28 protein-coding genes and 1 pseudogene are annotated in these 26,279 nt (G+C 64.9%); 16 read left to right on the top strand and 13 right to left on the bottom strand.

Annotated elements, in window-relative coordinates:
* Positions 1 to 99: 99 nt before the first annotated feature.
* Positions 100 to 1,719 carry a L,D-transpeptidase gene (locus AB7290_RS24115; RefSeq protein WP_085398716.1) on the bottom strand — a complete coding sequence of 540 codons (1,620 nt, stop codon included), beginning with the start codon at positions 1,717 to 1,719 and terminating at the stop codon, positions 100 to 102.
* 208 nt (positions 1,720 to 1,927) lie between these two features.
* On the opposite strand from AB7290_RS24115, the gene AB7290_RS24110 reads away from it, so the two are divergent.
* Entirely contained in the window at positions 1,928 to 2,476 is a 549-nt protein-coding gene (locus tag AB7290_RS24110; protein ID WP_028157500.1) for a CreA family protein, read from the top strand.
* Positions 2,477 to 2,531: 55 nt separating this feature from the next.
* Here the strand turns inward: AB7290_RS24110 and AB7290_RS24105 are convergent, their stop codons facing one another.
* Together AB7290_RS24105 and AB7290_RS24100 are read right to left on the bottom strand one after the other, a co-directional pair.
* On the bottom strand, positions 2,532 to 2,735 hold the full coding sequence (locus AB7290_RS24105) for a hypothetical protein (protein WP_071914555.1): 204 nt from the start codon (positions 2,733 to 2,735) through the stop codon (positions 2,532 to 2,534).
* A gap of 221 nt (positions 2,736 to 2,956) precedes the next feature.
* Entirely contained in the window at positions 2,957 to 3,436 is a 480-nt protein-coding gene (locus AB7290_RS24100) for a hypothetical protein (RefSeq protein WP_201266111.1), read from the bottom strand.
* On the opposite strand from AB7290_RS24100, the gene AB7290_RS24095 reads away from it, so the two are divergent.
* Complete coding sequence (locus AB7290_RS24095; RefSeq protein WP_028147797.1) at positions 3,377 to 3,742, top strand: hypothetical protein; 366 nt, start codon at positions 3,377 to 3,379, stop codon at positions 3,740 to 3,742. The genes AB7290_RS24100 and AB7290_RS24095 overlap by 60 nt on opposite strands.
* Positions 3,743 to 3,745: 3 nt before the next feature.
* Here the strand turns inward: AB7290_RS24095 and AB7290_RS24090 are convergent, their stop codons facing one another.
* A complete protein-coding gene (locus AB7290_RS24090) occupies positions 3,746 to 3,991 on the bottom strand; it encodes a DUF6719 family protein (RefSeq protein WP_085398718.1) in 246 nt (81 codons plus the stop codon).
* Between the two features lie 67 nt (positions 3,992 to 4,058).
* Entirely contained in the window at positions 4,059 to 5,531 is a 1,473-nt protein-coding gene (gene pdxR / locus AB7290_RS24085) for a MocR-like pyridoxine biosynthesis transcription factor PdxR (RefSeq protein WP_085398719.1), read from the bottom strand.
* Positions 5,532 to 5,606: 75 nt separating this feature from the next.
* Here pdxR and AB7290_RS24080 point away from each other — a divergent pair, with 75 nt between their 5' ends.
* The 5 genes from AB7290_RS24080 (at position 5,607) to kynU (ending at position 10,927) form a co-directional block, all read left to right on the top strand.
* Positions 5,607 to 6,332, top strand: a complete 726-nt coding sequence (locus AB7290_RS24080) for a pyridoxamine 5'-phosphate oxidase family protein (protein WP_085398720.1) — start codon at positions 5,607 to 5,609, stop codon at positions 6,330 to 6,332.
* Between the two features lie 52 nt (positions 6,333 to 6,384).
* Positions 6,385 to 7,662, top strand: coding sequence for an ArgE/DapE family deacylase (locus AB7290_RS24075; protein ID WP_085398721.1), 1,278 nt, complete (start codon positions 6,385 to 6,387; stop codon positions 7,660 to 7,662).
* 371 nt (positions 7,663 to 8,033) lie between these two features.
* The gene (locus tag AB7290_RS24070) at positions 8,034 to 8,843 is read left to right on the top strand and encodes an alpha/beta hydrolase (protein WP_085398722.1); all 810 of its coding nucleotides are present in this window, start codon (positions 8,034 to 8,036) and stop codon (positions 8,841 to 8,843) included.
* A gap of 34 nt (positions 8,844 to 8,877) precedes the next feature.
* Positions 8,878 to 9,717, top strand: a complete 840-nt coding sequence (gene kynA, locus AB7290_RS24065; protein ID WP_354115665.1) for a tryptophan 2,3-dioxygenase — start codon at positions 8,878 to 8,880, stop codon at positions 9,715 to 9,717.
* Between the two features lie 7 nt (positions 9,718 to 9,724).
* Complete coding sequence (kynU, locus tag AB7290_RS24060) at positions 9,725 to 10,927, top strand: kynureninase (protein ID WP_085398724.1); 1,203 nt, start codon at positions 9,725 to 9,727, stop codon at positions 10,925 to 10,927.
* 89 nt (positions 10,928 to 11,016) lie between these two features.
* On the opposite strand, the pseudogene AB7290_RS24055 reads toward kynU, so the two are convergent.
* Positions 11,017 to 11,806: pseudogene (locus AB7290_RS24055) on the bottom strand (cobalamin-binding protein).
* Positions 11,807 to 11,925: 119 nt separating this feature from the next.
* On the opposite strand from AB7290_RS24055, the gene AB7290_RS24050 reads away from it, so the two are divergent.
* A complete protein-coding gene (locus tag AB7290_RS24050; RefSeq protein ID WP_028157491.1) occupies positions 11,926 to 12,327 on the top strand; it encodes a PaaI family thioesterase in 402 nt (133 codons plus the stop codon).
* A gap of 150 nt (positions 12,328 to 12,477) precedes the next feature.
* Positions 12,478 to 13,089, top strand: a complete 612-nt coding sequence (locus tag AB7290_RS24045) for a GNAT family N-acetyltransferase (protein ID WP_028147806.1) — start codon at positions 12,478 to 12,480, stop codon at positions 13,087 to 13,089.
* A 79-nt stretch (positions 13,090 to 13,168) separates the two neighbouring features.
* On the opposite strand, the gene AB7290_RS24040 is transcribed toward AB7290_RS24045, so the two are convergent.
* From AB7290_RS24040 to AB7290_RS24030, 3 genes are all read right to left on the bottom strand, one after another.
* Entirely contained in the window at positions 13,169 to 13,474 is a 306-nt protein-coding gene (locus tag AB7290_RS24040; RefSeq protein ID WP_063983633.1) for a hypothetical protein, read from the bottom strand.
* Positions 13,475 to 13,559: 85 nt separating this feature from the next.
* On the bottom strand, positions 13,560 to 13,859 hold the full coding sequence (locus AB7290_RS24035; protein WP_085398725.1) for a putative quinol monooxygenase: 300 nt from the start codon (positions 13,857 to 13,859) through the stop codon (positions 13,560 to 13,562).
* A 25-nt stretch (positions 13,860 to 13,884) separates the two neighbouring features.
* Entirely contained in the window at positions 13,885 to 14,571 is a 687-nt protein-coding gene (locus AB7290_RS24030) for a DUF2161 domain-containing phosphodiesterase (RefSeq protein WP_085398726.1), read from the bottom strand.
* Between the two features lie 143 nt (positions 14,572 to 14,714).
* On the opposite strand from AB7290_RS24030, the gene AB7290_RS24025 reads away from it, so the two are divergent.
* Complete coding sequence (locus AB7290_RS24025) at positions 14,715 to 15,062, top strand: GrlR family regulatory protein (protein ID WP_085398727.1); 348 nt, start codon at positions 14,715 to 14,717, stop codon at positions 15,060 to 15,062.
* Here the strand turns inward: AB7290_RS24025 and AB7290_RS24020 are convergent.
* Together AB7290_RS24020 and AB7290_RS24015 are read right to left on the bottom strand one after the other, a co-directional pair.
* Entirely contained in the window at positions 15,059 to 15,739 is a 681-nt protein-coding gene (locus tag AB7290_RS24020; protein WP_085398728.1) for an SDR family oxidoreductase, read from the bottom strand. The genes AB7290_RS24025 and AB7290_RS24020 overlap by 4 nt on opposite strands.
* Positions 15,740 to 15,762: 23 nt before the next feature.
* The gene (locus tag AB7290_RS24015; RefSeq protein ID WP_354115666.1) at positions 15,763 to 16,506 is read right to left on the bottom strand and encodes a tyrosine-protein phosphatase; all 744 of its coding nucleotides are present in this window, start codon (positions 16,504 to 16,506) and stop codon (positions 15,763 to 15,765) included.
* A gap of 68 nt (positions 16,507 to 16,574) precedes the next feature.
* Here AB7290_RS24015 and AB7290_RS24010 point away from each other — a divergent pair, with 68 nt between their 5' ends.
* Entirely contained in the window at positions 16,575 to 16,901 is a 327-nt protein-coding gene (locus AB7290_RS24010; RefSeq protein WP_063983627.1) for an MliC family protein, read from the top strand.
* Between the two features lie 111 nt (positions 16,902 to 17,012).
* On the opposite strand, the gene AB7290_RS24005 is transcribed toward AB7290_RS24010, so the two are convergent.
* Positions 17,013 to 17,216, bottom strand: coding sequence for a DUF2735 domain-containing protein (locus AB7290_RS24005; RefSeq protein WP_028147811.1), 204 nt, complete (start codon positions 17,214 to 17,216; stop codon positions 17,013 to 17,015).
* Between the two features lie 535 nt (positions 17,217 to 17,751).
* Here AB7290_RS24005 and AB7290_RS24000 point away from each other — a divergent pair.
* The 4 genes from AB7290_RS24000 to AB7290_RS23985 all read left to right on the top strand — a co-directional run bounded on the left by AB7290_RS24000 (position 17,752) and on the right by AB7290_RS23985 (position 21,241).
* The gene (locus tag AB7290_RS24000; RefSeq protein ID WP_063983625.1) at positions 17,752 to 18,786 is read left to right on the top strand and encodes a glutamine synthetase beta-grasp domain-containing protein; all 1,035 of its coding nucleotides are present in this window, start codon (positions 17,752 to 17,754) and stop codon (positions 18,784 to 18,786) included.
* Between the two features lie 197 nt (positions 18,787 to 18,983).
* Positions 18,984 to 19,685: a GrlR family regulatory protein gene (locus tag AB7290_RS23995; protein WP_063983624.1), complete on the top strand. Its 702-nt coding sequence runs from the start codon at positions 18,984 to 18,986 to the stop codon at positions 19,683 to 19,685.
* Between the two features lie 18 nt (positions 19,686 to 19,703).
* On the top strand, positions 19,704 to 20,387 hold the full coding sequence (locus tag AB7290_RS23990; protein ID WP_085398731.1) for a substrate-binding domain-containing protein: 684 nt from the start codon (positions 19,704 to 19,706) through the stop codon (positions 20,385 to 20,387).
* 32 nt (positions 20,388 to 20,419) lie between these two features.
* A complete protein-coding gene (locus AB7290_RS23985) occupies positions 20,420 to 21,241 on the top strand; it encodes a tetratricopeptide repeat protein (RefSeq protein WP_354115667.1) in 822 nt (273 codons plus the stop codon).
* Position 21,242: 1 nt separating this feature from the next.
* On the opposite strand, the gene AB7290_RS23980 is transcribed toward AB7290_RS23985, so the two are convergent.
* On the bottom strand, positions 21,243 to 21,701 hold the full coding sequence (locus AB7290_RS23980) for a hypothetical protein (protein WP_085398732.1): 459 nt from the start codon (positions 21,699 to 21,701) through the stop codon (positions 21,243 to 21,245).
* Positions 21,702 to 22,365: 664 nt separating this feature from the next.
* On the opposite strand from AB7290_RS23980, the gene AB7290_RS23975 reads away from it, so the two are divergent.
* Complete coding sequence (locus tag AB7290_RS23975) at positions 22,366 to 26,166, top strand: autotransporter outer membrane beta-barrel domain-containing protein (protein ID WP_354115668.1); 3,801 nt, start codon at positions 22,366 to 22,368, stop codon at positions 26,164 to 26,166.
* The last annotated feature ends 113 nt before the right edge of the window (positions 26,167 to 26,279 follow it).

Raw genomic sequence — 26,279 nt, 5'->3', positions numbered from 1 at the left:
CCGACGTGATCCGGGACGCACCTTACTGCGTCGGCGCGACGCGCCTGGTCAACACCGCGTTATCGGACGCGGCAAGGCGCAACTTCGCTCGAAAGCGCTCTAGTACAGGCGGACGATGAAGTCGGTGCCTTCGCCGGTCTCGCCCTGGTTGATGCCCTGGTCGGAGACGATGATCGAGCCGCCCGATGTCAGCATCTCGTTGATCTTCGCCATGATGTCCGCAGGGATCGAGATACGGTCGAGTGCCTCGGCCGGGCTGTCCGGCATGACCACGGGCTTGGCTGTAACGGGCTTGGCGGCGACGGGGATCACGGCGGCGCCACGCTGGCGGAGTGTCACGCGGCTGTCATCTTCGCGCGCGGCGGCGCGGGCAGAGACCGGCAGCGATACCACCGACCAATGCAGTGCGTTGGTGTCGGTCTTGTCGACCTCGGCGGTGAAGACGTGGGTGCCGAGCGGCCGGTCGCTCGCAGCGATCGTGACGGGAACCTCGAACAGCGGCGCAAAGTTCTGCCGCACGTAGAGCTTGGAATCCTTGCGGCTGATGAACACCGCGATCTGGCCGGCGCGTTTGGGCGTCTCCGGCTTCGCGGCAGGCGCAGGATCAGCGACGCGGGTCTCGTCCTTCTTGGCGTCGGGCGAGGCGGTGAGCGCCGGTGCGGCAGCGGGCGCATCGGGTTTCTTCGCGGGCTCGGCGGCTTCAGCCTTGGGCGCTTCTGCAGTCTTGGGCGCTTCTGCGGCCTCAACGGGCTTTGCGTCGGTGCTTGCGGGCTTGGCTGCTTCTTCCGACTGCGGCTTGACCGGGGCAGATGCCTCGGCGCTCTTTTCAGACTTGGCCTCAACCTTGTCGGCTGGTGCGGCTGCTTCCGCGCGCGCCGGTGCATTGCCGGTGGTCGCATCCGACATCACGGTATGGCCGAGCGACGAACGCAGCTCGAGCGCGCTCTCCGCGCTGGCGGTCTTCGTCTCGACGGGTTTTGCTTCGCTGACTTTGGTTGGTGCGGCGCCCTTGTCGGCCTTGTCGCCGACATTGGTCTGCGGCTCTAGGCTGGCGGCGGGCTGCGGCGGCACGCGCACCGAGGCGAGCAGGGGATGCGAGAAATTTTGCGGCGACATCTGGCCGGGCGAGACGATCACGCGCGCGCCCATCCTGGTCCAGTTCCACATCTTCACCGCGAACGCCATCGGCATGCGGATGCAACCGTGCGAGGCCGGATAGCCCGGCAGCACGCCGGCATGCATGGCGATGCCGGACCAGGTGATCCGCTGCATGTACGGCATCGGCGCGCCGCTATAGATGTTGGACTGATGGAATTTGTGCTTCTGGATCACGCTGAACACGCCCATCGGCGTCGAGTGGCCCTTCATGCCTGTCGACACCGCGGATTCCGCGAACACGCCGTTGGTGTCGTAGACCGTCACCTTCTGCCGATCGATCGACACGACGATCACGAGCGGACCTTGCGGCTTGGTGCCGGCTTCCTTCTCGGCGACGACCGCTTTCTTGCCAGCCGTACTGCGCTTCTGAGGCTTCTGCCGGGGAATGTCGGGATAGCGCTCCTGCCGGGCGGCGTAGGACCCGTCGGAGTAGTCGCTCCAGTAGTAGAACGCCGCGTCCGCCTGGCTGGTCAAGCCAATCGCACCCGCCGCCGTCAAAATGGCGACCTGCCACAGCCGGGCCGGCCTGGCAGAAAAACTGGCCCCGTTCACGCTATTCATTCCTCGAATCCACAATCCAACTCAGAAATTAGTCTCGCAGAGGGGATACGCGTTCACTAGCACGGCAGTTCTGCCGTCAGCGAATTTTGTCCATGACGTAGCAAAAAAGCCTCACGGAGCGGTAAACGGCGGCCGCGACGGCTGCCGGTCGTCTTCCTGACCGGCTGTCGCATGCCTACATTGCCGGGACTTGTTACCGGAGAACTTCATGTCATCTCGTTTCCCCGGTCTTTCCGGCATCCGCTTGAAAGGCCTTGCTTTATTCCTCCTGTTGCTGGCTGTTCCAGCGAGCTCTGCAATCGCCGCCGACGAGCCGGATCTGATCTTCCGCCGCTCGACGGTGTTCAAATGGATGAGCCCGAACGACAAGCTCGCGACCTACGGCCTCGACGACCCCGAAGTCGAGGGCGTGGCGTGTCATTTCACCGTGCCGGAGAAGGGCGGCTTCAAGGGCTGGCTCGGCCTTGCCGAGGAGGTCTCGGATATCTCGCTGGCCTGCCGCCAGGTCGGTCCGATCAAGTTCAAGAACAAGATGGAGCAGGGCGACGACATGTTCCGCCAGCGCCGCTCGCTGTTCTTCAAGAAGATGCAGATCGTGCGCGGCTGTGACGCCAAGCGGAATGTGCTGGTCTACATGGTCTATTCGGACCGGCTGATCGAAGGCTCGCCGAAGAACTCGACCTCGACGGTACCGGTCATGCCGTGGGGACCGGCTGACGCCAACGTCCAGAAATGCGGCGAGTTCTTCACTCAGTGACGCGCGTGCGTTCACTCAGTGACGCTCTTGCGTTCACCCAGTGACGCGCTCGCGTTCACTCAGTGACGAGAGTGCGGCTGGCGCGCGGCTTTGCGAGATGCGAGCCGGTCAGCCGCACGAATGCTTGTGGTGCGGCCTCGTGGCCGCGGTCCGACTGCAGCGACATTGCCCCGATTGAAGCGACGCGGCTGGGTTGCTGGTCGGCGCGGTCCGTCCGCAGGTCCGCGTCGCGCGGCGTTGCGCGATCTTGCGCCGTCATGATGGCATCCCTCAACTGAACGCGCCCAGTGGTTCCGGGCTTCTCGGTTTCGATGGCTTGGGTCGCAGTCGAATCGCCGCCGGTTCGACGGAACCCAGCCCTCGTTCGGGCTTCTCTTCAGCAGAAAAACGTAAAATGCATGTGAAGTGCGGAAGGCGTGCGTGTGACGGCGCGCATTGTGGGTCTGCTTCCAAGCCCGAGCGGAGCCTGCAAGGCCACTTTCAGGCGCCGCGCGACCCCTCTGAAAAGACTGGGATTTTCTGTTGAATGTTTCGTCGCCTGGCGCGCGACGAAACAATTCTCACAAAGACGAAACCATTTTCCGCTTTTGGCGCATCACGCGCGAAACGACGCATGGTTATCAGCTTCGCAACGACGACGGCGGCACCGCCGGCCACGGAACTGGGACACAAGATCATGCGCACGCTCAGCTTCATCCTTGCCTTCGCTTTCGTGCTCGCCGGCTCTTCGTTCGCGGGGGCGCCGGACGGCAATCTCCCGGGTGTCGGCACCTTCCAGTACAGCGGCTCGCCGGTCACCACCACTGCGCCGCAGCCGATCGTGGTCGCTGCGCGTTTCTGATCGACAGCCAAGAAAATCAAAAGAAAAATCACAAGAAAAACCAGCCGATAAAGGCCATCATGATTGTCCGATTCTGCGCCGCAGCGTTCGTTTCGCTTCTGACGATCAGCGCTGCCCACGCGCAGGTTCGCGCTCCCTCGAGACTACCGGATCCCCGCAGCGAGTTCGTGCGTCAGTGTGCGCCGCGGATGCTCGGGCGCTGGGAGCATCCCGAGGAGGTCTGCGGCTGCCTGCATGATCACGCCGCTGCGGCCGTCGAGGACCGCGACCTGCGCGAGGCGCTGCTGCGCGGCATCAGCGAGACCGGCGTGCCAACGATCGAGACCGATTGGGTGCCCGCGTCCAAGCAGGGCGAGATCGGCTCGACCTTCACCAAGATCGCCAAACCGACCTTGCAGTGCATGTTCGACCCGGCGAAGTCGTAACCATCACTTCGATTTCGGACCGTAGCGCGGCACGCAGGCGATGGTCCGCGCCACACCCTTGTCGGTCATTCTCGCACCGCGCACTTCCTTGACCTGCCCGGCGGGGCAGGTTCCGTCATCCACTTGCACGCGCTGGCCGAGCTTGAGATCCGTGATGTCCTGTTCACGTCCGACAGTGACGGCGTGCGCCGTCGTCGCGAGCGCGATCGAGATCAGCAGCGAGAGGCAGGTCGCGCGGCGCAGCAGCATGATGTGAGGTCCCGGCATCGATGCCGCAATGTAGGGAGCGGCAGGCGATTCTCATAGTGAACGTTCGTCACGCCCGCCGGGTAGATTTGCTCCTCGCGCGCAAGGCGCCGCGCGACGCCAGCGCGAGCCGTTCGGCGGAGGCCACGAGTTGCGGAACCGCGTGGCCGGAAAATCCCAGCACGAACCCGGGCAGGGGACGCGCGCGCGAATAGGTGTCGGCCAGCAGCCAGCCTTCCGCGCCTGCCTTCTGCTTGGCTTCTGCCGCCGCCGACAGATCGACCGATGGATCGAACCGGGCGACGAGGTGCAGCCCTTGCGACGGCACCGGCACCGACAACGCACCGTCGGATGCTGCCTCCAGCGTCTCAGCCAGCGCATCGCGCGCCTCGCGATAGAGCTTTCGTACCCGCTTCAGGTTGGCGGCGAACGCGCCGGAATTGAGCATGTCGGCCACCGCGCCCTCCATCAGCGTACCGGGAAAGCGGTCGAGCGCGGCGCGCGCGGCCGTGACGTCCGCGATCAGCCGCTCGGGCAGCGCGCAATAGCCGATGCGCAGGCCCGGAAACAGCGTCTTGGCGAACGTGCCCATGTAGATCACGCGCCGGAGATGATCGATGCCGGCAAGCGACATCAACGGCGCGCCGTCATAGCGGAACTCGCTGTCGTAATCGTCCTCCAGCACGAAGGCGCCGGCCTGCCTCGCCCAATCCAGCAGCTCCAGCCGTCGCGGCATCGACATCTGTACGCCCAGCGGAAACTGGTGCGATGGCGTCACATAGGCCGCGCGTGCGGACGATGCGGCGGTGCGGCCCTTGGCGACACGTATCCCGTGCTCGTCGACGGGAACGGGCACGGCGCGATAACCGCAATGCGAAATGGTGTTTCGCGCGGCGGGGTAACCCGGGTCCTCGCACCAGACCTGGTCGTTGGGCTTCAGGATCGCGCTCAGCACGATGCGCAACGCGTGCAGCGTGCCCGAGGTCAGCATGATCTGATCGGGATCACAGCGCAGTCCACGTGCCGACAGCAGATGATCGGCGATCGCCGCGCGCAGCTCGCGGCTGCCGCGCGGATCGCCATAGTGCAGATGCTCAGGTCCGAACGCGCGCATGCGCCGCCCGACGAAGGCACGGAAGCGCTGCAGCGCGCGCTCGTCGATATGGGTGCAGCCGAGCGAGAACGCGCCCTGCCGCGGTGCTTCGACCACGGCCTTCGGCTTCTTCGGTTCGGCCGCAGGCGCCGGAATCCGCGCGGCGACGAAGGTGCCGGAGCCAACGGTCGCGTCGGCAAAGCCGTCGGCGATCAGCCGTTCATAGGCAGTGACGACGGCGTTGCGGCGGAAGCCGGTCTGCTTGGCCAGTGTCCGCGACGGCGGCAGCGGCTCACCGGGTTTGACCAGGCCAGAGACGATCATGTCGCACAACGCCTGGTATAGCCGGTGCGCCGATGACGCGCCCGCGGTGATGTGCGGGCCGGTCAGGTCGAGCGGCAGTTCGGCCTTGGCCGGCGAGGGGACTAAATTGGTCGGAATTTTTCGCATGGAATTGGCACTATCGCAGACCAAATCCGCGGCTACAACTCTCCTGGAATTGTTCCAAGCCCGACAGGAGCGGCCGTGAGCCAGACTGAAAGCCAGAATTCCTATCCGACGTCAGCGCGCAATCAGGTCAAGCGCCGTCACGACCGCGGCTTCTACGATCACGAGACGGTTCACCGCATCCTGGATTCCTCGATGCTCTGCCACGTCTCCTATGTCATCGACGGCCAGCCCTATTGCACGCCGACCTTCTTCTGGCGCGAAGGGACAAAACTCTATTGGCACGGCTCGAGCGCGAGCCGCATGCTGCGCAACCAGACCAGGGGCGAGCGCGTCTGCCTCACGGTCGCCCATCTCGACAGCCTCGTGCTGGCGCGTTGCGGCTTCAACCATTCCGCCGACTACCGCGCCGTGATGGCGTTCGGCACTGCCTATCTGGTCACCGATCCCGAGGAAAAGGAGCGGGCAGTGATCGCGATGGTCGATCGCTTCTTCCCGGACCGCACCGCGACCCTGCGTCAGAGCAACACGCAGGAGATCAAGGCGACCTCCTTCATCGCGATGGAGATCGAGGAAGCCTCGGCCAAAGTCCGCGCCAAGGGTGTCGCCGATGACGACGAGGACTACGAGTTGCCGATCTATGCCGAGCGCATCCCCGTGCGCACCGTCTTGGGCGCGCCGGAGCCGTGCCCGCGCCTGCTGGATGGTGTAACCCGGCCTGCGACGCTGAATGGCTATTCGGAAGGCCGGCTGCTCGAAGATGCATTGCGGGATGCTTATTTTGTGGAGTACCCGAACGGCTGAAATCGGCTAGCTTGCGCGCACCATTGACCAATTGGATGCCTGGAGTTGCCCGATGAATGCCGAAACGCAGCAGAGGATTCTTGACGCCGTCGATGTCGGCTTCGAAGCCCAGCTTGCGACCACAAGCGATTTCGTTGCGATCCCTTCGACCCGCGGGGCCGAGGGGCCGTGCCAGGACATGATCGGCGACCTCCTGCGCGAACGCGGCTACGAGGTCGACGACTGGCACATCGATGTCGATGACCTCAAGGATCTGCGTGGTTTCGGTCCGATCGAGCATGATTTCTCCAAGGCGCGCACGGTGGTGGGCACCTACCGCCCGCAAACGAACGGCGGCAAATCGCTGATCCTCCAGGGGCACTGCGACGTGGTGCCCGCGGGGCCGCTGGAACTGTGGGACACGCCGCCATTCTCGCCAGTCATCAAGGACGGCAAGATGTTCGGCCGCGGCGCCTGCGACATGAAGTCGGGCACGATCGGCGCGCTCTACGCGCTGGATGCGATCAAGGCTGCGGGTTTCAAGCCGACGGCGCGGATCCACTTCCAGTCCGTGATCGAGGAGGAGAGCACCGGCGTCGGTGCGCTCTCGACATTGCAGCGCGGCTATCGTGCCGACGCCTGCTTCATCCCGGAGCCGACCGGCGGCAAGATGGTGCGCTCGCAGGTCGGCGTGATCTGGTTTCGCCTGCGCGTGAAGGGCCATCCGACCCACGTTGCCTTCGCTGGCTCCGGCGCCAACGCAATCATGGCGGCCTATCATTTGATCCAGGCGCTGCAAAAACTCGAGATCGAGTGGAACGAGCGCGCGAAAGCCGATCGGCATTTCAAGACGCTGAACCATCCCATCAACTTCAACCCCGGCATCATCAAGGGCGGCGACTGGGCCTCCAGCGTGCCGGCCTGGTGCGACGTCGATTGCCGTATCGCGGTCCTGCCGGGCTGGTCGATCGCCGATCACCAGAAGGAGATCATGGCCTGCGTTGCGGCTGCCGCGCGCAACCACCGCTTCCTCGCCAACAATCCGCCGGAGGTCGAATGGTCGGGCTTTTTGTCGGAGGGGTATGAACTGACCGACGCCGCGGCGCCCGAGGCCGCGTTCGGCAAGGCCTTCAACACCGTCTATGGCGGCGAAATCCAAGACCTCGTCTTCACCGCGCTGACCGACACCCGCTTCTACGGTCTCAATCACGGTATCCCGAGCCTCTGCTTCGGCGCGAGCGGCGGCGAGATGCACGGCTTCAACGAATTCGTCGACCTGGAATCGCTGAAGAAGTCGACCAAGGCGATGGCCCTGTTCATCGCGGATTGGTGCGGGGTGGAGAAGGCGTAGGTCTCTCCGCCGTCATTGCGAGGAGCCCTTGCGACGAAGCAATCCAGACCGTCGCTGCGGAAGCAGACTGGATTGCTTCGCTGCGCTCGCAATGACGGGCGGACGGTCCTGTAGGGTGGGCAAAGGCACCCTTGCGCCGTGCCCACCATCTCTCTTCGATCTTGCACGAAGGGTGGGCACGCTTCCGCCTTCGCTCTTCGAGCTACGGCGGACAAGTCGCTTGGCCCACCCTACGGCATCTCGGCCGGGACGGCCGCTGCCCGAAACACGGGCGCGTCCAAATGCTTTAAGCTTAAAAGAAAGACTAGGACGCCGTCCTGACTGGTGGCAGACTGGCGCCCAGTTCGACGGCCGAATCCTTGGGTGTCACGATGCGCGATTGGGATGATGCTTATGCCAATTCGGCCCATATCCCGGGCTCGGACAAGATGCCGGCCCAATGGGCGGAGCGAGCGGCGGCTTACCGCGCCGGCCTGAAAGACTTCCGCGCGGACGTCGCCTACGGCCCGGGCGAGCGCCAGCGTCTCGACCTGATCCTGCCAGACGGCGACAGCAAGGGCCTCGTCGTCTTCGTCCACGGCGGCTACTGGATGCGCTTCGACAAGTCGACCTGGACCGATCTTGCCGAAGGCGCGCGGCATCACGGCTGGACGGTGGCGCTGCCGAGCTACACGCTGACGCCGGCCGCGCGCATCTCCGACATCACCGCAGAGATCACCGCCGCGATCACCAAGGCGGCTTCGCTCGTCTCCGGCCCGATCCGGCTCGCCGGCCATTCCGCGGGCGGTCATCTCGTCACGCGCATGCTGTGCAACGACAGCCGGCTCGAGCCTGCCGTCTACAACCGCATCGCTGGCACGCTCTCGATCAGCGGGCTGCATGATCTGCGACCGCTGCTGAAGACGAAGATGAACGAGACGCTGCGCATGACCATGGAGGAGGCGACGCTTGAAAGCGCGGCGCTGCACCTGCCGCGGGGACATTCGCCGGTCACGGCCTGGGTCGGCGGTGGCGAGCGGCCCGAATTCATGCGTCAGTCCGATCTGATCGCCAATGTCTGGACCGGCTTCGACGTGCCGACGCGCCTCGTCGTCGATCCAGGGCTCAACCATTTTACGGTGATCGACGGACTGAAGGATCCGTCGTCCCCGATCACCGCGCGCCTGATCGGCCTCGACTGACGCGGCGAGGATCGATCGATCGAAAGGGCCTGCCATGACGTCCAACGATTACGATCCCACGAGCGAAGGCGCCGAGACCGATTTCGCCCGGCGTATGTCCTACGGCGACTATCTGGCGCTGGATGCGATCCTCGGCGCGCAGCATCCGCTCTCGGAAGCCCATGACGAGATGCTGTTCATCATCCAGCATCAGACCACGGAGCTGTGGATGCGGCTCGCCATCCACGAGCTCAGCGCCGCGCGCCGCGCCATCGCCAGGGACGAAGTGCAGCCCGCAATGAAGATGCTGGCGCGGATGTCGCGCATCTTCGAGCAGCTCAACGGCGCCTGGGACGTACTGCGCACCATGACTCCCAGCGAGTATACGCGTTTCCGCTCGCAGCTTGGCCAGTCCTCGGGCTTCCAGTCGCGTCAGTACCGGCTGATCGAATTTCTGGTCGGCAACCGTAACCACGCCATGCTCAAGCCGCACGCGCACGATGTGGAAACGACCAGGCTGCTCGAGGGCGAGCTTGCCACGCCGAGCCTGTACGACGAGGTGCTGCGGCTCGCCGACCGCAACGGGCTCAAGATGCCCGCGTCCGTGCTGGCGCGCGACGTTCGCGAGACCCACAGCTTCAACGAGGGCGTGCTCCAGGCCTGGCGGATCGTCTACGAAGCGCCGGAGACACATTGGATGCTCTACGAGCTTGCCGAGAAGCTGGTCGATTTCGAGGACTACTTCCGACGCTGGCGCTTCAACCATGTCACGACGGTCGAGCGCGTTATCGGCTTCAAGCGCGGCACCGGCGGTACCGGTGGCGTCAGCTATCTCAAGCGCATGCTGGAGGTGGAGCTGTTCCCCGAGCTCTGGCGCGTCCGCACGATTCTGTAGAGATCCCATGACCAAGCTTCGCGTCTATGACGACACCAGGGCCTTGTTCCATTTGCCTGAGGGCGTGATCTATCTCGACGGCAATTCGCTCGGCGCGCTGCCGCTGGGCGTCGCCGAGCGCGTCGGCAACGTCATCACGGCCGAGTGGGGCAACGAGCTGATCCGCGCCTGGAACAGTGCGGGCTGGTATGCCCAGCCGCGCCATGTCGGCGACCGCATCGCGCGATTGGTCGGTGCGGAAGCCGGCTCCGTGATGGTCGGAGACACGCTGTCGCTCAAGGTCTACCAAGCACTCGCCGGCGCGCTCGACATGAACGCCGCGCGCAAGGTCGTGCTGTCGGACACCGGAAACTTTCCGACCGATCTCTACATGGCCGAGGGGCTGATCGCGACGCTCGGCCGCGGCCATCAATTGCGCCTGGTGGCGCCGGAGGAGATCGAGGCCGCGTTGTCGGGGGAGATCGCTGTCCTCTACATCACCGAGGTCGACTACCGCACCGGACGGCGCCACGACATGGCGACGCTGACCGCGAAGGCGCATGCACTCGGCATCGTCACGGTCTGGGACCTCGCGCATTCGGCCGGCGCGCTGCCGGTCGATCTCGCTGGCTGCGGCGCCGATTTTGCCGCCGGCTGCACCTACAAATACATCAACGCCGGCCCCGGGGCGCCGGCTTTCCTCTACGTCGCGCCGCGCCACGCCGACGGCGTGCGCGCCGCGCTGTCGGGGTGGATGGGCCACGCCAAGCCGTTTGCGTTCGAGCTTGGCTACGCGGCGGCCGGCGGCGTCGAGCGCATGCGCGTCGGCACTCCGCCGGTGCTTGCAATGGCGGCGCTGGAGGCCTCGCTCGACATCTGGGACAGGGTCGACATTCGTGAGGTCCGTGCGCGTTCACTAGCGCTCGGCGATCTCCTGATCGCCGAGGTCGAACGCCGCTGCCCCGAGCTCAAGCTCGTCACCCCGCGCGCGCACGAGCACCGCGGCTCACAAGTCTCCTTCGCCTTCGCCGGCGGCTACGCCGCCATGCAGGCCCTGATCGCCCGCGGCCTCATCGGCGATTTCCGCGCGCCCGACATCATGAGGTTCGGGATTACACCGCTCTACATTGGGGAGAGCGAGATCATGCGAGCAGCCGAGATCATCGAGGAGGTGATTGCGGGCGAGGTCTGGCGCCGGCCGGAATATCAGGTGGTGAACGCGGTGACCTGAAGAAGGCCTCGTGCCCCGCACGCGGCGCTGCGCCTCTTGGCTCTGCGCAGCAACGCTGACGCGTCCGGGACGCGAAAGCTGCGATCAAGCTATTTGAGTCCACCCCACAACGCCGTCACGATCGCATCTAGCCCATCCGTCAGCGCCGCCGGCCCCGGTTGCAAGACGATCGGCGACTTGATCTCGACGATGCGGTCGTCGCGAACGGCGGGGATCTCGTTCCAGCGATGGCGCGCGCGGATGCGGGCAGGGACGACCTTCTTGCCGCACCAGGAGGCGAGGATCACGTCGGGCGCTGACTCGCGTACCGCCTCCGCCGAGACGATGCGATCCTTTGCCGCCTGCCGATGTCGCAGCTCCGGAAACACATCCTCGCCGCCGGCGATCTCGATCAACTCGGACACCCAGCCGATGCCGGAGATCAACGGATCGTCCCATTCCTCGAAATAGACCTTTGGCCGCGCCGATGGGCGAGGTGTTGCCGCTATCTCTGCGAGGCGCCGTTCGAGCCCGTGAGCGAGTACCTCGGCGGGCTCAGCCGCGCCGACCAGCGCGCCGAGTGTGCGGATCATCGCCAGGATTCCGGCGATGTCGCGCTGATTGAAAACATGGACGTCCACGCCCGCGCGCACGAGATCGGCGACGATGCCGGCCTGGAGGTCCGAGAAGGCCAGCACCAGCTCCGGTTCCAAGGGCCAGGATCTTCGGAATGTCCGCGGAGACGAAGGCCGACACCCGCGGCTTCTCCCGCCGCACCTGGGGCGGGCGGACGGCGTAGCCGGAGACGCCGACGATGCGGTCCTGCTCGCCGAGCAGGTACAGCGTTTCGACGGTCTCTTCGGTCAGGCAGACGATGCGGCGGGGCGGGAAGTGGCGCATGGGAAGAGCATATGCGCAAATGCCGTCGCCGATGTCAGCAGGGCCATTACCTCGGACGTCATTGCTTTGCCGCCCGAAGCAATTCACGCTGAAACAACAAAGAATTGGGAGGAGATCCGATGACGCCGCTCGAGAAACTTAAAGCGATGAAGATGCCGTTTGCCGAGCTCAAGGGCGTCGAATTCGTCGAGGCCGAGAAGGACCGCGTGGTGGCGCGGATGACGGTCAGGCCCGACCTCTGCACACTCCACCACACCATCCACGGCGGGGCGGTGATGGCGCTCGCCGATTCCGTCGGTGCCGCCGCGACCGTGATCAATCTCCCGGAGGATGCCAAGGGCACCACGACGCTCGAGAGCAAGACCAACTTCATCGGCGGGGCGAAGGAGGGAACCACTGTTATCGCCACGGCTACACCGGTCCATCGGGGACGGCGGACCCAGGTCTGGAGCACCCGGCTGGAGACCGAGGACGGCAAGCTGGTTGCCGTGGTGACCCAGACCCAGCTGGTCCTCGTATGACTACGGGGGCTTGATTTTATTAACGAATTGGTTGCTTTCGATGCCTGAAACTTGGGCAGGTTCCCGTCTTGAAAAATATGCTGCGACGCACAATATTGGGGGCCTAGGGATTCGAACGCCTCCTCGAGGGACACCAAGAGGAGTTTTGACGTGGTACTTGAAGACACGACCCGCACGACGCCCGTTCCGGGCTATGTGCGGACCTTGAGCCAGCAGGAAGAATTGCCGCTTCTGCGCGATCACCTCCTGCGGCTTGATTCCGCAAGCCGGCACGACCGTTTCAACGGCTTTCTCGACGACAGCTTCATCGAGCGTTACGCCGCCCGCTGCGCCGAGGACGGCACCGTGATTGTCGCCTACATCGTCGACGGCGTGGTCCGCGGTGCGGCCGAGCTGCATCCGCCGGAGGACGATTCGCTGCCCGAGGTCGCCTTCAGCGTGGAAGCCTCGGCGCGGCGCCAGAACGTCGGCACCATCTTGTTCAGCCGGCTGATCGCGGAAGCGCGCTGGAAAGGCTACAAGCGCCTGCGCATCACGACTGGCGCCGAGAATCACGCCATGCGGGCGCTCGCCAGGAAGTTCGGGGCGAATCTGCAATTCCGTCATGGCGAATCGACCGGCACGATCGATCTCGCCAAGACGCCCGAGGCCGAGCTCGCTGAACTCGCGGCCTCGCCCTTCACGGCCGGCCGCGCGCTTCTCAGCTTCAACTCGACCTGCTGGAAGATCATCTCCAGCATGTACGGCAATCGCGCCGCCTAAATCCCAACGCGGACTGGAATCAAAAAAGCGGACCGGCAAAACCGGTCCGCTTTCGTATTGGGGATAGGGAATTGAGCGCTCAGGTACCGGTGCGCTTGTCGTTGCCGAAGCGGCGGACGACGCGGCGTTCGACCACCACCGAGCGCTGCGCACCCTGTTCGCCTGCGATCACGCGTGTGGCGGTGATGCGGCCGTTGGTGCGGGCCTGCTTCTTCACCTCGGCCTGCACGATTTCGATCGGCATCCCCATCAGCGCTGCCGCGATCTCGGCCTGCTGCTCATGATCGTCGGTGATGCCGACGGCGGCGAAGATCGCCTCGTCCAGGGTCGGCGGATCGTGGCGCACGCGCCGCGTGCCATATTTGGTGTTCCAGTCTGCGCTCATAACGGCCTCGGTTTGATGCCGGGATACCTAGTGCCGGAGATGTTGCATTGCAATATGAATTTGGTGTGGCATCACAGCTATGCGCTCACAGCTTTTCGAGCCTGTCGGCCTCATAGAGGTCGAGCGTGGTTGGCCCCGTGGCCAGCGAGCGCAAGGTGCGCACGAACTCGCCGGATGCAGGTACCGCAAAGTGGGCGGCGAGCGCGGCGCGGTCGGCCCATTGCTCGAAGAACACCAGTCTGAGCGGATTCTCGCAGTCGACATGCACTCCATGGGAGATGCAGCCGGGTTCCTGTCGCGACCGATGAACATGCTCGAGGCTCAGGCGGCGCGCCTCGTCGAACATCTCGGTGCGGACCGTTACGCTGCCAGTCACAACGATCATGCGATGTCTCCCGACGTGATTGCCGCTAGGGCAGGGATGCCTCGCGGGGCGTTTCTTTCATCGGTGCCTGCGGCCAGCGTTTCAGCGCCGCGTGTCCGGCCTCGGTGAGCCCGTAGATTCCCCGGTCCGCACGTTCGAACCAGCCATACACATTGTTAAGCAAGATCTTGCCGGCATCGGGACAGCGCTCGCGCAATTCGCGCACCTTTCGTGGCCCACCGACGAGTTCCGACGCACAGGCCAGCGCCTGCTGGCGATAGGCCGTCATGATCGGCGCGCGCGTGCTGCCACCGAGCACGGGATCGCCCTGGCGGCGCTGATGTTCGGCGACCAGGCGCGAACGGACCTTCGGCTCGCGGCGCGGCGCTGCCGTCGGCGGCTTCACCAGCACCTCGACCTGGCCGCGGTCGGTTACCCCAAGCATACCGAAGCCGAGGCGGCGGCAGAGATTGCGATAACGCGCATCGCTCTCGCGTCCCTTGCCGCGGATCGACATCTTTGCAGCGATCCAGACCTCGTCGCCGGCCGGTGCGCGGTCGACCGCCTGGAGGATCAGCTCGAGATTGAAGGCGAGCTTGAGCTCGCCAATCACCACGACAGGCGGATCGCCGGCGCTGAGACCGACGAGGTCGCAGCCGCCGATCTCGCCCTTGACCGTGAAGCCGAGCTCTTCGAGGAAGCGTTTGACGGGTAGATAAAGCGCGGTTTCCAAGGAAAGCGTCCGGGTCTTGCGTTCCGATCCGAGAATCAGTTGCGGCCAGTTTAGCCCGGAACGCAGTTGTGGCTCTGCGCCATTTGATCGGGAACCGACGGTGCGGTTATCCTGCGACCGGGACAGTCGGGCGCTTTACGAAGATGACAATCAGGAATGGCCTCTATCACATTCGCATCGAGATGCTGGATGCCGTCCAGGGCGGCAACCAGGGCGTCATGGTCCTGCGCGACGGCACCATGCGAGGCGGCGATTCATTCTTCTTCGCCTATGGCAGCTACACCTCGGCCGACGGCAAGTGGAAGGGCGAGCTGACCAACGAGGAACACTCGCCCTCGTTCGACGAGCGCCCGGTGTGGGGCCGCAAGGTCGTGACCATCGGCTTCAGCGGCACCTACGCCGACGAGACCGCCTATGGCGAAGGCATTGCGCTCGCCGGCAAGCAGAGCATCCGCTTCAAAGGCAATCTGCGGCTATTGGTGCCGGACTAAACCCGGCCGCTCACCGGGATCAGCGCGCCGGTGACGCCGCTCGCGGCATCGCTGGCGAGGAAGAGGATCACCTCGGCGAGTTCCTGCGGTGTCACCCATTTGGAGAAATCCGCTTTCGGCATGTCGGCGCGGTTGGCCTTGGTGTCGATGATCGACGGCAGCACCGCGTTCACGGTCACCTTGCCCTTCCACTCGTTGGCAAGCGCCTCGGTGAGGCGATGCACGCCGGCTTTCGACGCCGCATAGGGGCCCATGCCGGAACCTGCCTGAAGCGCGCCCATGGCGCCGATATTGACGATGCGGCCAGCCCCGGACGCGGCGAGATGCGGCAGCGCCGCGTGCGAGGTGTTGAGGGCCGTCAGCACGTTGAGCGCATGCATGCGCTGCCACGTCTTGATGTCGCCGTCGCCCACGGTCTCGAACGCGAAGCCGCCGGCGATGTTGATTAGCGCATCCAGCCTGCCGAAGTGCTTTGCCGCCGCCTCGACCGCCGTCTTCGCTTGTGCTGGGTCGGACAGATCAACGCCGCCGATCTCGATGCGTTCGGGCGTTGCCGACATCTGCGAGGGCGCGTGATCGATGCCGGCCACACGCGCGCCGCGCGCCAACGCTGTCTCGGCGACAACCTTGCCAAGGGCGCCGAGCGCGCCCGTCACGATCAGAACCTTGCCTTGCATCGTCGTTCTCCCGGCACGGCCGCTTACGATTGCAGATAACGCGCCTTCAGCGCGGTTTGCTCCGGTGTGCCGAGCTTGAGGCCGTCGCGCAAGTAGGTTTCGAGACCGCCATATTCGTTGGAGACGGCCTCGAAGGCAGCAGCAAGGTATGAGGCTTCGACACTGCCGATCGCATCGAGGACGTCGGCGGGAAGATCGGAAGCGTTCGATGCGTCGCGCCTGTAGTGTTGGTTGGTCAACAGGTAGTCCTCGGCAATGACCTCGTCGGCCACGCCGAGCGCATGCAAGATCAGCGCGCTTGCAAAGCCGGTGCGGTCCTTGCCGGCGGTGCAGTGGATCACCAGCGGCGCGCGGTCTTCCAAGAGATGGTCGAACAGCGCGCGAAAACTGTGCGTGTTGTGGCGGACATAGTTGCGGTAGGACTCCCGCATGAGCTCGAGCGCGACCGGCGCGGTGAGCCTGCCCTTGGCAAGCTCGGCGCGCAGCGCGGCCACCACGGTCGGCTCGATCGGCAGCGAATGCACCGTGATCTCGTTCACGACGCAGACGCCGGCCGCGCGCTCCTCGACGCCGCGAAAATCGAAGGCGCTGCGCACGCCCAGCGCGCGGACGATTTCGACGTCGGCGGCCGTGAGCTGGCCGAGATGGTTGGAGCGGAAGATGTGGCGCCAGCGCGTGGTGCGGCCATCCGAAGTCGGATAGCCGCCGAGGTCGCGAAAATTGCTGGCGCCTTGCAGGGCGAGGTGGCGGGCAGGGGAATCTGGCATGAGATCAGCTTGGGTTATGTTTCCACTGGACGCACTACGGCGTCCTTGAGTGCATTCAGGGGGCAATCATGGGCCGGCACAAGGCCATTGTTTTGGCGATCACCATGCTGTCGGGCGGAATTATCGGTGCGGGACAGGCGGATGCGCAGACGTTCCGGACCTATCGCTGTGCCGATGGTACGCAGTTCATCGTGGGATTTTATGACGATGACAAACGCGCCTTCCTCCAGATCGACGGCGAACCTGTCACGCTGAAGAAGCGGCTGGCGCTTTCTGGCACCCGCTATTCGGGGGCAGGGATCACGCTGAGGATCGGCAAGACCGGAGCGACCACGGTCCAGCATCTGAAGCGGCCGGTCACTTCCTGCACGGTGATCGAAAAGCCCGCTCTCTAGCCGGGAGTCCAGCAGGAATCAAAAAGGGCCGAAACCTCGTTGTTTCGACCCTTTTTCAAACTTCCGTCGGACGCTTGCGCGCGCGCGGCGGTATCATACCAAACACAAACATTAGCGTTCCCATTTGGGCTTTGCTTCGTCGACCGCATCCTGGTGGTACCAGCTGTCGCTGCAGATCGAGACGTTCGCGGGAAGCGAAGCATGATCGGCGGGAAGACGGGTGTCGCCATAGCGGCGTCCGGCGAGAGCCGCGCGGCCCCCGACAGGGAATTGGTAGATCGTTGCAGATCCGTGATTCAGACCATTATTCATCATTGCGATTGCTCCTGGGTCGAAGCGCCTTGGCCTCCATGGTGCGCCCGACTCGTTCGATTGTGGTTACTGGATTCTCCATATCGGCCGCGCATCCCGAATTGGAAAGTGCTGAAAAGGAAATCAGTTGCTGCCTAATCTGTAGGCATGTGACCCTCTGCATCCCCTAAGGCACCGCGTCGGTGGCTAACGCCTGGGCCATTCCAAAGGTTGCTAGGCAGGGCGCAGGACTTTGCGAAAGTTGCCGGACGTTGATGCGCGTTTCATCGGCAACCTCCGGCAACGGTGCGTCTGCTCCAGAATCAGGCGTTTTCCGCGGGATTTTTGCGGTGCAGCTTCACGCGAAGGTGCGCGGCTATGACGCATGCCGCCGAGGACGGTTTGCCGTCGGCGGGCCGACCCCGGCCGCGGTGGAAAACCTCCCGCGCTGCGGCCTTTTGGCACGCAAAATGCTTGTAGAGGGTCGGCCGATGATGGCCGGGTACAAACGTGCGGGGGCTCTCAACCCCACCTTTCGCATCATCTACAGAGAGGCTCAATGACCAAGTATAAGCTCGAGTACATTTGGCTCGACGGATATACGCCGACTCCGAACTTGCGCGGCAAAACACAGATCAAGGAATTCGCGTCGTTCCCGACGCTCGAGCAGCTTCCGCTCTGGGGCTTCGATGGCTCCTCCACGCAGCAGGCCGAAGGCCACAGCTCCGATTGCGTGCTGAAGCCGGTCGCCGTGTTCCCGGACGCCGCGCGCACCAACGGCGTGCTCGTGATGTGCGAAGTCATGATGCCCGATGGCAAGACCCCGCACGCATCCAACAAGCGCGCCACCATCCTCGATGACGCCGGCGCATGGTTCGGCTTCGAGCAGGAATACTTCTTCTACAAGGACGGCCGTCCGCTCGGCTTCCCGGCCTCCGGCTATCCGGCCCCGCAGGGTCCGTACTACACCGGCGTCGGCTTCTCGAACGTCGGCGACGTCGCCCGCAAGATCGTCGAAGAGCATCTCGACCTCTGCCTGGCTGCCGGCATCAACCATGAAGGCATCAACGCGGAAGTCGCGAAGGGCCAGTGGGAATTCCAGATCTTCGGCAAGGGCTCCAAGAAGGCCGCTGACGAAATGTGGATGGCCCGCTACCTGATGCTGCGCCTGACCGAGAAGTACGGCATCGACATCGAGTTCCACTGCAAGCCGCTCGGCGACACCGACTGGAACGGCTCGGGCATGCACGCCAACTTCTCCACCGAGTACATGCGTACGGTCGGCGGCAAGGAGTACTTCGAGGCGCTGATGGCGGCCTTCGACAAGAACCTGATGGACCACATCGCCGTCTACGGCCCGGACAACGACAAGCGTCTGACCGGCAAGCACGAGACCGCGCCGTGGAACAAGTTCAGCTACGGCGTTGCCGATCGCGGCGCCTCGATCCGCGTTCCGCACTCCTTTGCCAACAACGGCTACAAGGGCTATCTGGAAGACCGCCGTCCGAACTCGCAGGGCGACCCATACCAGATCGCTTCGCAGATCCTGAAGACGATCGCGTCCGTGCCGGCCGACAAGAAGGCCGCGGCCTAAGATCCTCCCGGCCCGGGCCGGGGGGCTGGCCCGGGTTGGTCTTCAATCCGCCGGAGCCGAAAAGGCTCCGGCGGATTTTTGCATTCCGATGACAGCCGTTGTTGTGGGTCTGCCGGCCATGCCGGCTTGAAGTCTGTCCATCCCCGGCGAAACCGGGATAGAATGCCCCGGGATGCGCGGGGCCGGGGACACGGCTGGTGTTTGAAGGCTTCTACAAGGTGCGATTTCAGCTCGGCGACGCGGTCGGCCGGAGCGTGATGCATGTCGGCAATGGCAAGATGCTCGGCGGCAATTCGGCCTTCGCTCATATCGGCACCTATGAGAGGACCGAAGCCGGCGTCGACATCGTCATCAAGACGGTCCGCCACAACCCGGACCCCAACTACCGCGCCATGGCCGGCACCGACGATGCGACCTTGCTTGCGAAAGGCTGGGCCGACGGCGATCTCTATCGCTTCAAGGGCGAGCTGAAAGAGCTGCCGGGCGTGCCGTTCCAGTCGGTGATGACGCCGATCACCGAAGACGAGGTGCCGATCGCGGGCGGCGTCGGCGAGGCCGGCATCGCCGATGGTCTCTACTCGATCCACCTTCGCATGCTCGACGGCGTCGATGGCGGGCTCACCGGCGTGATGCTGCTCAATCAGGGCCGCATCCTCGGCGGCGATGCCTCGTTCTACTATCTCGGCAGCTACACTGCTGCGAATGGCCGCTGGAAGGGGCAGATCCTCAACCAGGAGCACACGCCGGCCAAGGACGATCCGATCTTCGGCGGCCATGAGGTCGGCATCGGTTTCTCCGGCACCTATGACGCGGAGCAGGCGGTGCTGGAGGCAACGGCGCTCGCCGGCAAGCGCAGCCTGCGCCTGACCGCCGCGCTCAAGCTGATGCACCGCGCCTGATCGCGACAGGAATAGCCCATGGAAAACATTCGCATGCTCTCGACGCTCGGCCTGATGGGCGCGATGCGCAGCCTGTCCTCCGCCTTCGAGGCCGCCCACGGCATCCATGTCGATGCCGACTTCGCGCCGACCCTGGCACTGCTGAAACGGCTACGCGACGGCGAGGCCGCCGATCTCGTGATCCTTACCCGTGAGGGGCTCGACGAGATGATCGGCGAGGGCCGCGTGGCCGCAGGTAGCGCGGCCGATCTGGCGCGCTCCTTCGTCGGCATCGCCGTGCGGGCAGGGCAGGCGCATCCCGATATCTCCAGCGAAGCTGCATTGCGCAAGTCGCTGCTCGCGGCGCGATCTGTCGCCTATTCGCGGCTGGGCGCGAGCGGTGTTTATTTCGCCCAATTGATCCAGCGATGGGGCATCGCAGCCGAGATCAACGCCAAGGCCACCATCGTCGAGCAGGGCTTTACGGCGGAGCGGCTCGTCAGCGGTGAGGCTAACCTCGCCGTGCAGCAGATCAGTGAGCTGAAGCAGGTCGAGGGCATCGAGGTCGTCGGCCCGATCCCGCACGATTTGCAGACTCCGGCCGTGTTTTCCGCCGGCCGCATGGCCAACGCCAGACATGCCGAAGCGGCCGATCGGCTGCTGCGCTATCTGGCATCGCCGGAGGTCGTCCCGGTGCTGCGCCAATCGGGACTCGAGCCTTGAATTTGCCGGAGCAGAGACGCAACGTGGCGCCCATGCGGACTTGTCTCCTTGCCATTCTCCTCACGCTTGCAGCGCCGTTATCGGCGCATGCCCAATCGGCCGATCTCGTCCTGTGCGATCGGCTGGCCGCCGATCCCAGCGATCCCGACAAGCCGGCCGATGTGAAGGGCGTGACCGAGCTTGCTGCCTCCGACATTGCGACCGCCGTCAAATTCTGCAAGCAGGCCGCACCGTCGTCGCGGCGCGCGATGTTCGCGCTCGGCCGCGCCTATGCCGCCAACCGGCAGACGGCGGAGGCGATCGCCGCCTGGCGCAAGGCGGCCGACAAGGGATCGAGCGCGGCGATGGTCGAACTCGGCGTCGCCTACGGCACCGGCTCCGGTGTCGCGAAAGACGAAGCACAAGCGCGAAAGCTGTTCGAGAAGGCTGCGCAGGCCGGCAATCCTCGCGGTGTCAGCAATCTTGCCGCGCTCGGCGGCGCTGGCGGTACTGCGCCGGCCGATCCCGCACAGGCGCGCGCGCTGCTCGGCAGGGCGGCCGAGACCAACGCGGAGGCGCAGTACCAGCTCGGCCTGATGCTCTCCAACGGCAACGGCGGCGAGAAGGACGACGTCGCGGCGCGCGCGATGTTCGAGAAGGCGGCGGCGCAGAACCATCCCGGCGCGCTGGAGCGGATGGGCGCGTTCGCGCAGGAAGGCCGCGGCGGCGCCAAGGACAAGGACGCCGCCAAGGCCTACTACGAGCGCGCTGCTGCGCTCGGCGACGAGGACGCCAAGAAGGCGCTGGAGCGGCTGCGCTGCCCCTATGCGATCAAGGACAAGCAGGGCAAGCTCGTCACCACGCTATGCTTCTAGCTCACTTGTAGTAGTAGGCGACGTTGTTGCGGGCGTCGCGATAAGTCGTCTCGAGAAAATCCGGATATTGAGCGGCCGCGCGCGCGACGGCGCGCACGACGCACTCCCAGAAATCGCCTATCCAGTTGAAGTGCTCGAAGGTGGCATCTTCGAACTTCACGGCGGTGATGATGGCCTGCCGGATTGCTGCGTCATCGGCGCGCGGATGGGCGCGTTTCACATAACCGAACATCGGCCCTTCATGGGCGTGGTCGCGGTCGTAGCGGTATTTCGCGCGGAACTGCTCCGGCGTGAGCGTGCGATAGACGCGGACCTCCTCGTCGGTCGGGCGTCCGTCGAGTGTGTTGAACCGGTAGCGCCGGCACCAGAGCTCGAAGGCCGCATCGAGCAGCGGCTGCTTTGCAGCGCTGGCGATGATCGCTGCGATCTGCGCTTCGGCTGAAGGCTCTGTCTGGTTCATGCCGCTTTGTCGTGCGCTCACTCCGGCGGGTTCGAAGGGGCCTCAAGGATGAACCAGCTCCGGCACGGGCCGTTGAATCACAACATGAGGAGGGCCGCCCGGGATCGCACGAAACAAAAAAGTCAAAAACAACCCCATGCACAGTAGCCAAGTCGTCGAAATCACTAAGTTCGTATTTTACGAAAATCAATTGACCCGTCGGGCAAAACAGGGGCATGATGGCATCATGCGGCGAGTGGGCTCCGCTCCCGGCCCTGCGCTGAAAAGCCGGATGACCTCGGTGCGTCTGAGTTCGTAGCGCATGATTCGAGGCTCCAGTTTCGGGGCTTGAATCATGTCCGCGGTGATACCATCAAGCCGCATTGGCCCTGCGAGGCGCCGCTAACTGGTTCGACCTGGTCGCGAATGACCCGCAACGGACCTCGCCTCTTAAGCCAACTGGTGACGTTCATATCCTGTCCGCGTTCCTCCTGTGATATTAATGACGCAATCGGCCAGATACGGCGCGCACTTTGTCGGAAGACCGATATTAGTCGGACACCGCGATGTTCCCCCGCTAAACCTGATACCGCAGAGCCCCGCTTAACGGGTCCATGCGCGAGGGGCGCCGCAACGGCGCAACGGAATTTCAAACGTCGCTCTCTGGGCTGCGGGGAGATTTGGGTTGTCTTATTTTGTAGCGTCTGAAGGCGCGCTGGAAGCCGGCGCGGCCGTTGTTGCGCGCAAGCGATCGATTAGCCGCTTTGCGGCGCTGACCTTGGCCGCGTTGTCCCGCCGCCTGCTGGGCACCAGCTCCATGGTGGCGCTCGGACTGGTCCTGGCGACATCGACGCCATCGCGCGCCACCGACTGGACCGGCGGAACCTCAACCGACTGGTTCACCGCCACCAACTGGTCGGCCGGCGTTCCAACCAGCGCGGGCACCGCGAAGATCGACACCGTCGCGCCCAATGCCACAGTGGTCGGAGCGACCGGCGCGCAAGCGAACACTGTCATTGTTGGCTATTCAGACACCGGCACGCTGACGATCCAGAACGGCGGCACGGTGAGCAGCGGTCTCGGCTATCTCGGCCTCTTTGCCGGCTCGACCGGCACCGCGACGGTTGATGGCGCCGGCTCGGCCTGGACCAATTCCGGCTTGTTCATTGTCGGCCAAGCCGGCACCGGCACGCTGACGATCCAGAACGGCGGCGCTGTGAGCAGCGCCACCGGCTATCTCGGCGCCTTTGCCGGCTCGACCGGCACCGCGACGGTTGATGGCGCCGGCTCGGCCTGGACCAATTCCGGCAACCTCGTTGTCGGCAATTCCGGCACCGGCACGCTGACGATCCGGAACGGCGGCACGGTGAGCAACGCCGGCACCGGCTATCTCGGCGGCGCCTCGACCGGCACCGCGACGGTTGATGGCGCCGGCTCGGCCTGGACCAGTTCCAGCCTCATTGTCGGCTTTGACGACACCGGCACGCTGACGATCCAGAACGGCGGCGCGGTGAGCAACGTCACCGGCCATCTCGGCGTCAATGGCGGCTCGACCGGCACCGTAACGGTGGATGGCGCCGGCTCGTCCTGGACCAATTCCGGCGACCTCGTTGTTGGCAGTTTCGGCACCGGCACGCTGACGATCCGGAACGGCGGCGCGGGGAGCAACGTCATCGGCATCCTTGGCGCCAATGCCGGTTCGACCGGCACCATGACGGTCGATGGCGCCGGCTCGTCCTGGAGTTCCAGCGGGCTCTATGTCGGCAATTCTGGCGCCGGCACGCTGACGATCCGGAACGGCGGCACGATGAGCAACGCCGGGTTCGGCTATCTCGGCTTCAATGCCGGCTCGACGGGCACCGCGACGGTTGACGGCGCCGGCTCGACCTGGACCAATTCCGGCGACCTCAAAGTTGGCAATTCCGGCACCGGCACGCTGACGATCCAGAACGGCGGCGCGGTGAGCAACGCCGTCGGCTTTCTCGGCTCCCTTGCCGGCTCGACCGGCACCGCGACGGTTGATGGTGCCGGCTCGGCCTGGACCAATTCCGGCAACCTCGTTGTCGGCAATTCCGGCGCCGGCACGCTGACGATCCGGAACGGCGGCACGGTGAGCAACGTCATCGGCGATCTCGGCAACAATGCCGGCTCGACCGGTACCGTAACGGTGGACGGAGCCGGCTCGTCCTGGAGTTCCGGCGCGCTCTATGTCGGCGATTCCGGCGCCGGCACGCTGACGATCCGGAACGGCGGCGCGGTGAGCAACGCCACCATCGGCCATCTCGGCTTCAATGCCGGCTCGACCGGCACCGTGACGGTTGATGGCGCCGGGTCGTCGTGGACCAATTCCGGCCTCGTTGTCGGCTTTCGCGGCACCGGCACGCTGACGATCCAGAACGGCGGCGCGGTGAGCAACGTCGGCAACGGCTTCCTCGGCTACAATGGCGGCTCGACCGGCACCGCGACGGTTGATGGCGCCGGCTCGACCTGGACCAATTCCTTCAACCTCTTTGTCGGCTATTTAGGCACCGGCATGCTGACGATCGCCAATGGCGGCACCGTCTCGACGGCTTCGGGCATGCAGATCGCCGCTTTTGCCGGCTCGACCGGCACGCTCAATATCGGCGCCGCCTCCGGCCAGGCCGCGACCGCGCCGGGCACGCTGACCACGCCCTCGGTCGCGTTCGGGGCAGGCACCGGCAGCATCGTCTTCAACCACACCGCCTCGAACTACAACTTCGCCCCGGTCATTTCCGGCGCGGGGTCGGTGACGGTGGAGAACGGCACCACCATCCTGACCGCGACCAACACCTATAGCGGGGCGACCACGGTCAATGGCGGCACGCTGGCGGTCAACGGCTCCATCGCCAATTCGGCGGTGACGGTCAATGCCGGTGGCACGCTCGGCGGCAACGGCACCGTCGGCAATACCACCATCAACGGCGGCGGCGTGCTCGCGCCCGGCAATTCGATCGGCACGCTGACGGTCGGCGGCAATCTGGCGTTCAGCACCGGCGGCCTCTACCGCGTCGAGGTCTCGGCATCGGCCGACCGCACCAATGTCACAGGCGCCGCAACGCTCACTGGCGCCACCGTGCAAACGGTCTTCCAGCCGGGCAGCTATGTCAGCAAGAACTACACCATCCTGTCGGCGGCCGGCGGCCTCGGCGGCACCAGTTTCGGTGGCGTGAGCGGGCTGCCGAATTTTAATGCCGGCCTGAGCTACATGCTGTCTGATGTGTTGCTGAACCTCACGGCCTCGCTCGGCGCCGGCACCTCGCTGCCGGGCAATCCGCAGACCGTCGCATCCACGCTCAACAACTTCTTCAACAATGGCGGCGCGCTGCCGCCGGGCTTTGTCGCGCTGTTTGGTCTCACCGGCAGCAATCTTTCAGCCGCGCTGTCGCAAACCTCCGGCGAGACCGCGACCGGCTCGCAGCAGACGACCTTCAACGCGATGAACCAGTTTATGGGATTGCTGACCGATCCCTTCATCGACGGTCGCGGCGATGGCGTTTCAGCGGGATCATCGGCGGGCGCATCGGCCTATGCCTCGCCGGACAGGTCGCGCTCCGGTGCGGCGCGGGACGCCAATGCGATGTTCACCAAGGCGCCCGTCATGGCCGATCCGTTCGCGCAGCGCTGGAGCGTGTGGGCGGCAGGCTATGGCGGCTCGCAGACCACGGACGGCAACACGACACTCGGCTCCAACAACACGACCAGCCGCATCGCAGGCATCGCGGTCGGCGCCGATTACCGTATCTCGCCGAATACGCTGGCAGGCTTTGCGCTGGCGGGCGGTGGTACGACCTTCAGCACCGTCAATGGCGGCTCTGGCCGATCCGATATGTTCCAGGCCGGCGCCTTCGTCCGGCACAATGCGGGTGCGGCATATCTCTCCGGCGCGCTGGCCTATGGCTGGCAGGACATCACCACCAACCGCACCGTGACGGTGGCCGGCATCGACCAATTGCGCGCGCAGTTCAACGCCAATGCCTTCTCGGGTCGCGTCGAAGGCGGCTATCGCTTTGTCAGCCCGTGGATGGGCGGCATCGGCATCACGCCCTACGCAGCAGGCCAGTTCACCACCTTCGACCTGCCGGCCTATGCCGAGCAGGCGGTATCCGGCGTCAACACTTTTGCGCTGGCCTACGCATCAAAGAGTGTCACCGATACGCGCAGCGAACTCGGCCTTCGCAGCGACAAATCATATGCGATGCCGGACGGAATCTTCACGCTGCGAGGGCGCCTGGCATGGGCGCATGATTTCAACCCCGGCCGCAATATCGGCGCGACGTTCCAGACGCTGCCGGGCGCATCCTTTGTCGTTGGCGGCGCCGCGCAAGCCAGCGACTCCGCGCTCGTCACCGCTTCTGCCGAAAAGAAATGGCTGAACGGCTGGTCCGCCGCCGGCACTTTCGAAGGCGAGTTCTCTCAGCTCACCAGGAGCTACGCCGGCAAGGGCGTCGTGCGGTATGCGTGGTGAGGTGGCGACTTCCCGAACGACGCCTCTCCAATGCCAACTGGTGATGTCGATATCCGCGTTCCTCCTGTGATATTAATCACGCAGTCGGCCAAATAGGGCGGCGCGCTTTGTCG

This window comes from Bradyrhizobium sp. 613_E4_N2_2 (assembly GCF_052075995.1).
GTDB classification, from domain to species: domain Bacteria; phylum Pseudomonadota; class Alphaproteobacteria; order Rhizobiales; family Xanthobacteraceae; genus Bradyrhizobium; species Bradyrhizobium barranii.
Note: the sequence above shows the minus strand (reverse complement) of the source record. Positions and strands in the feature narration are given on the sequence as shown.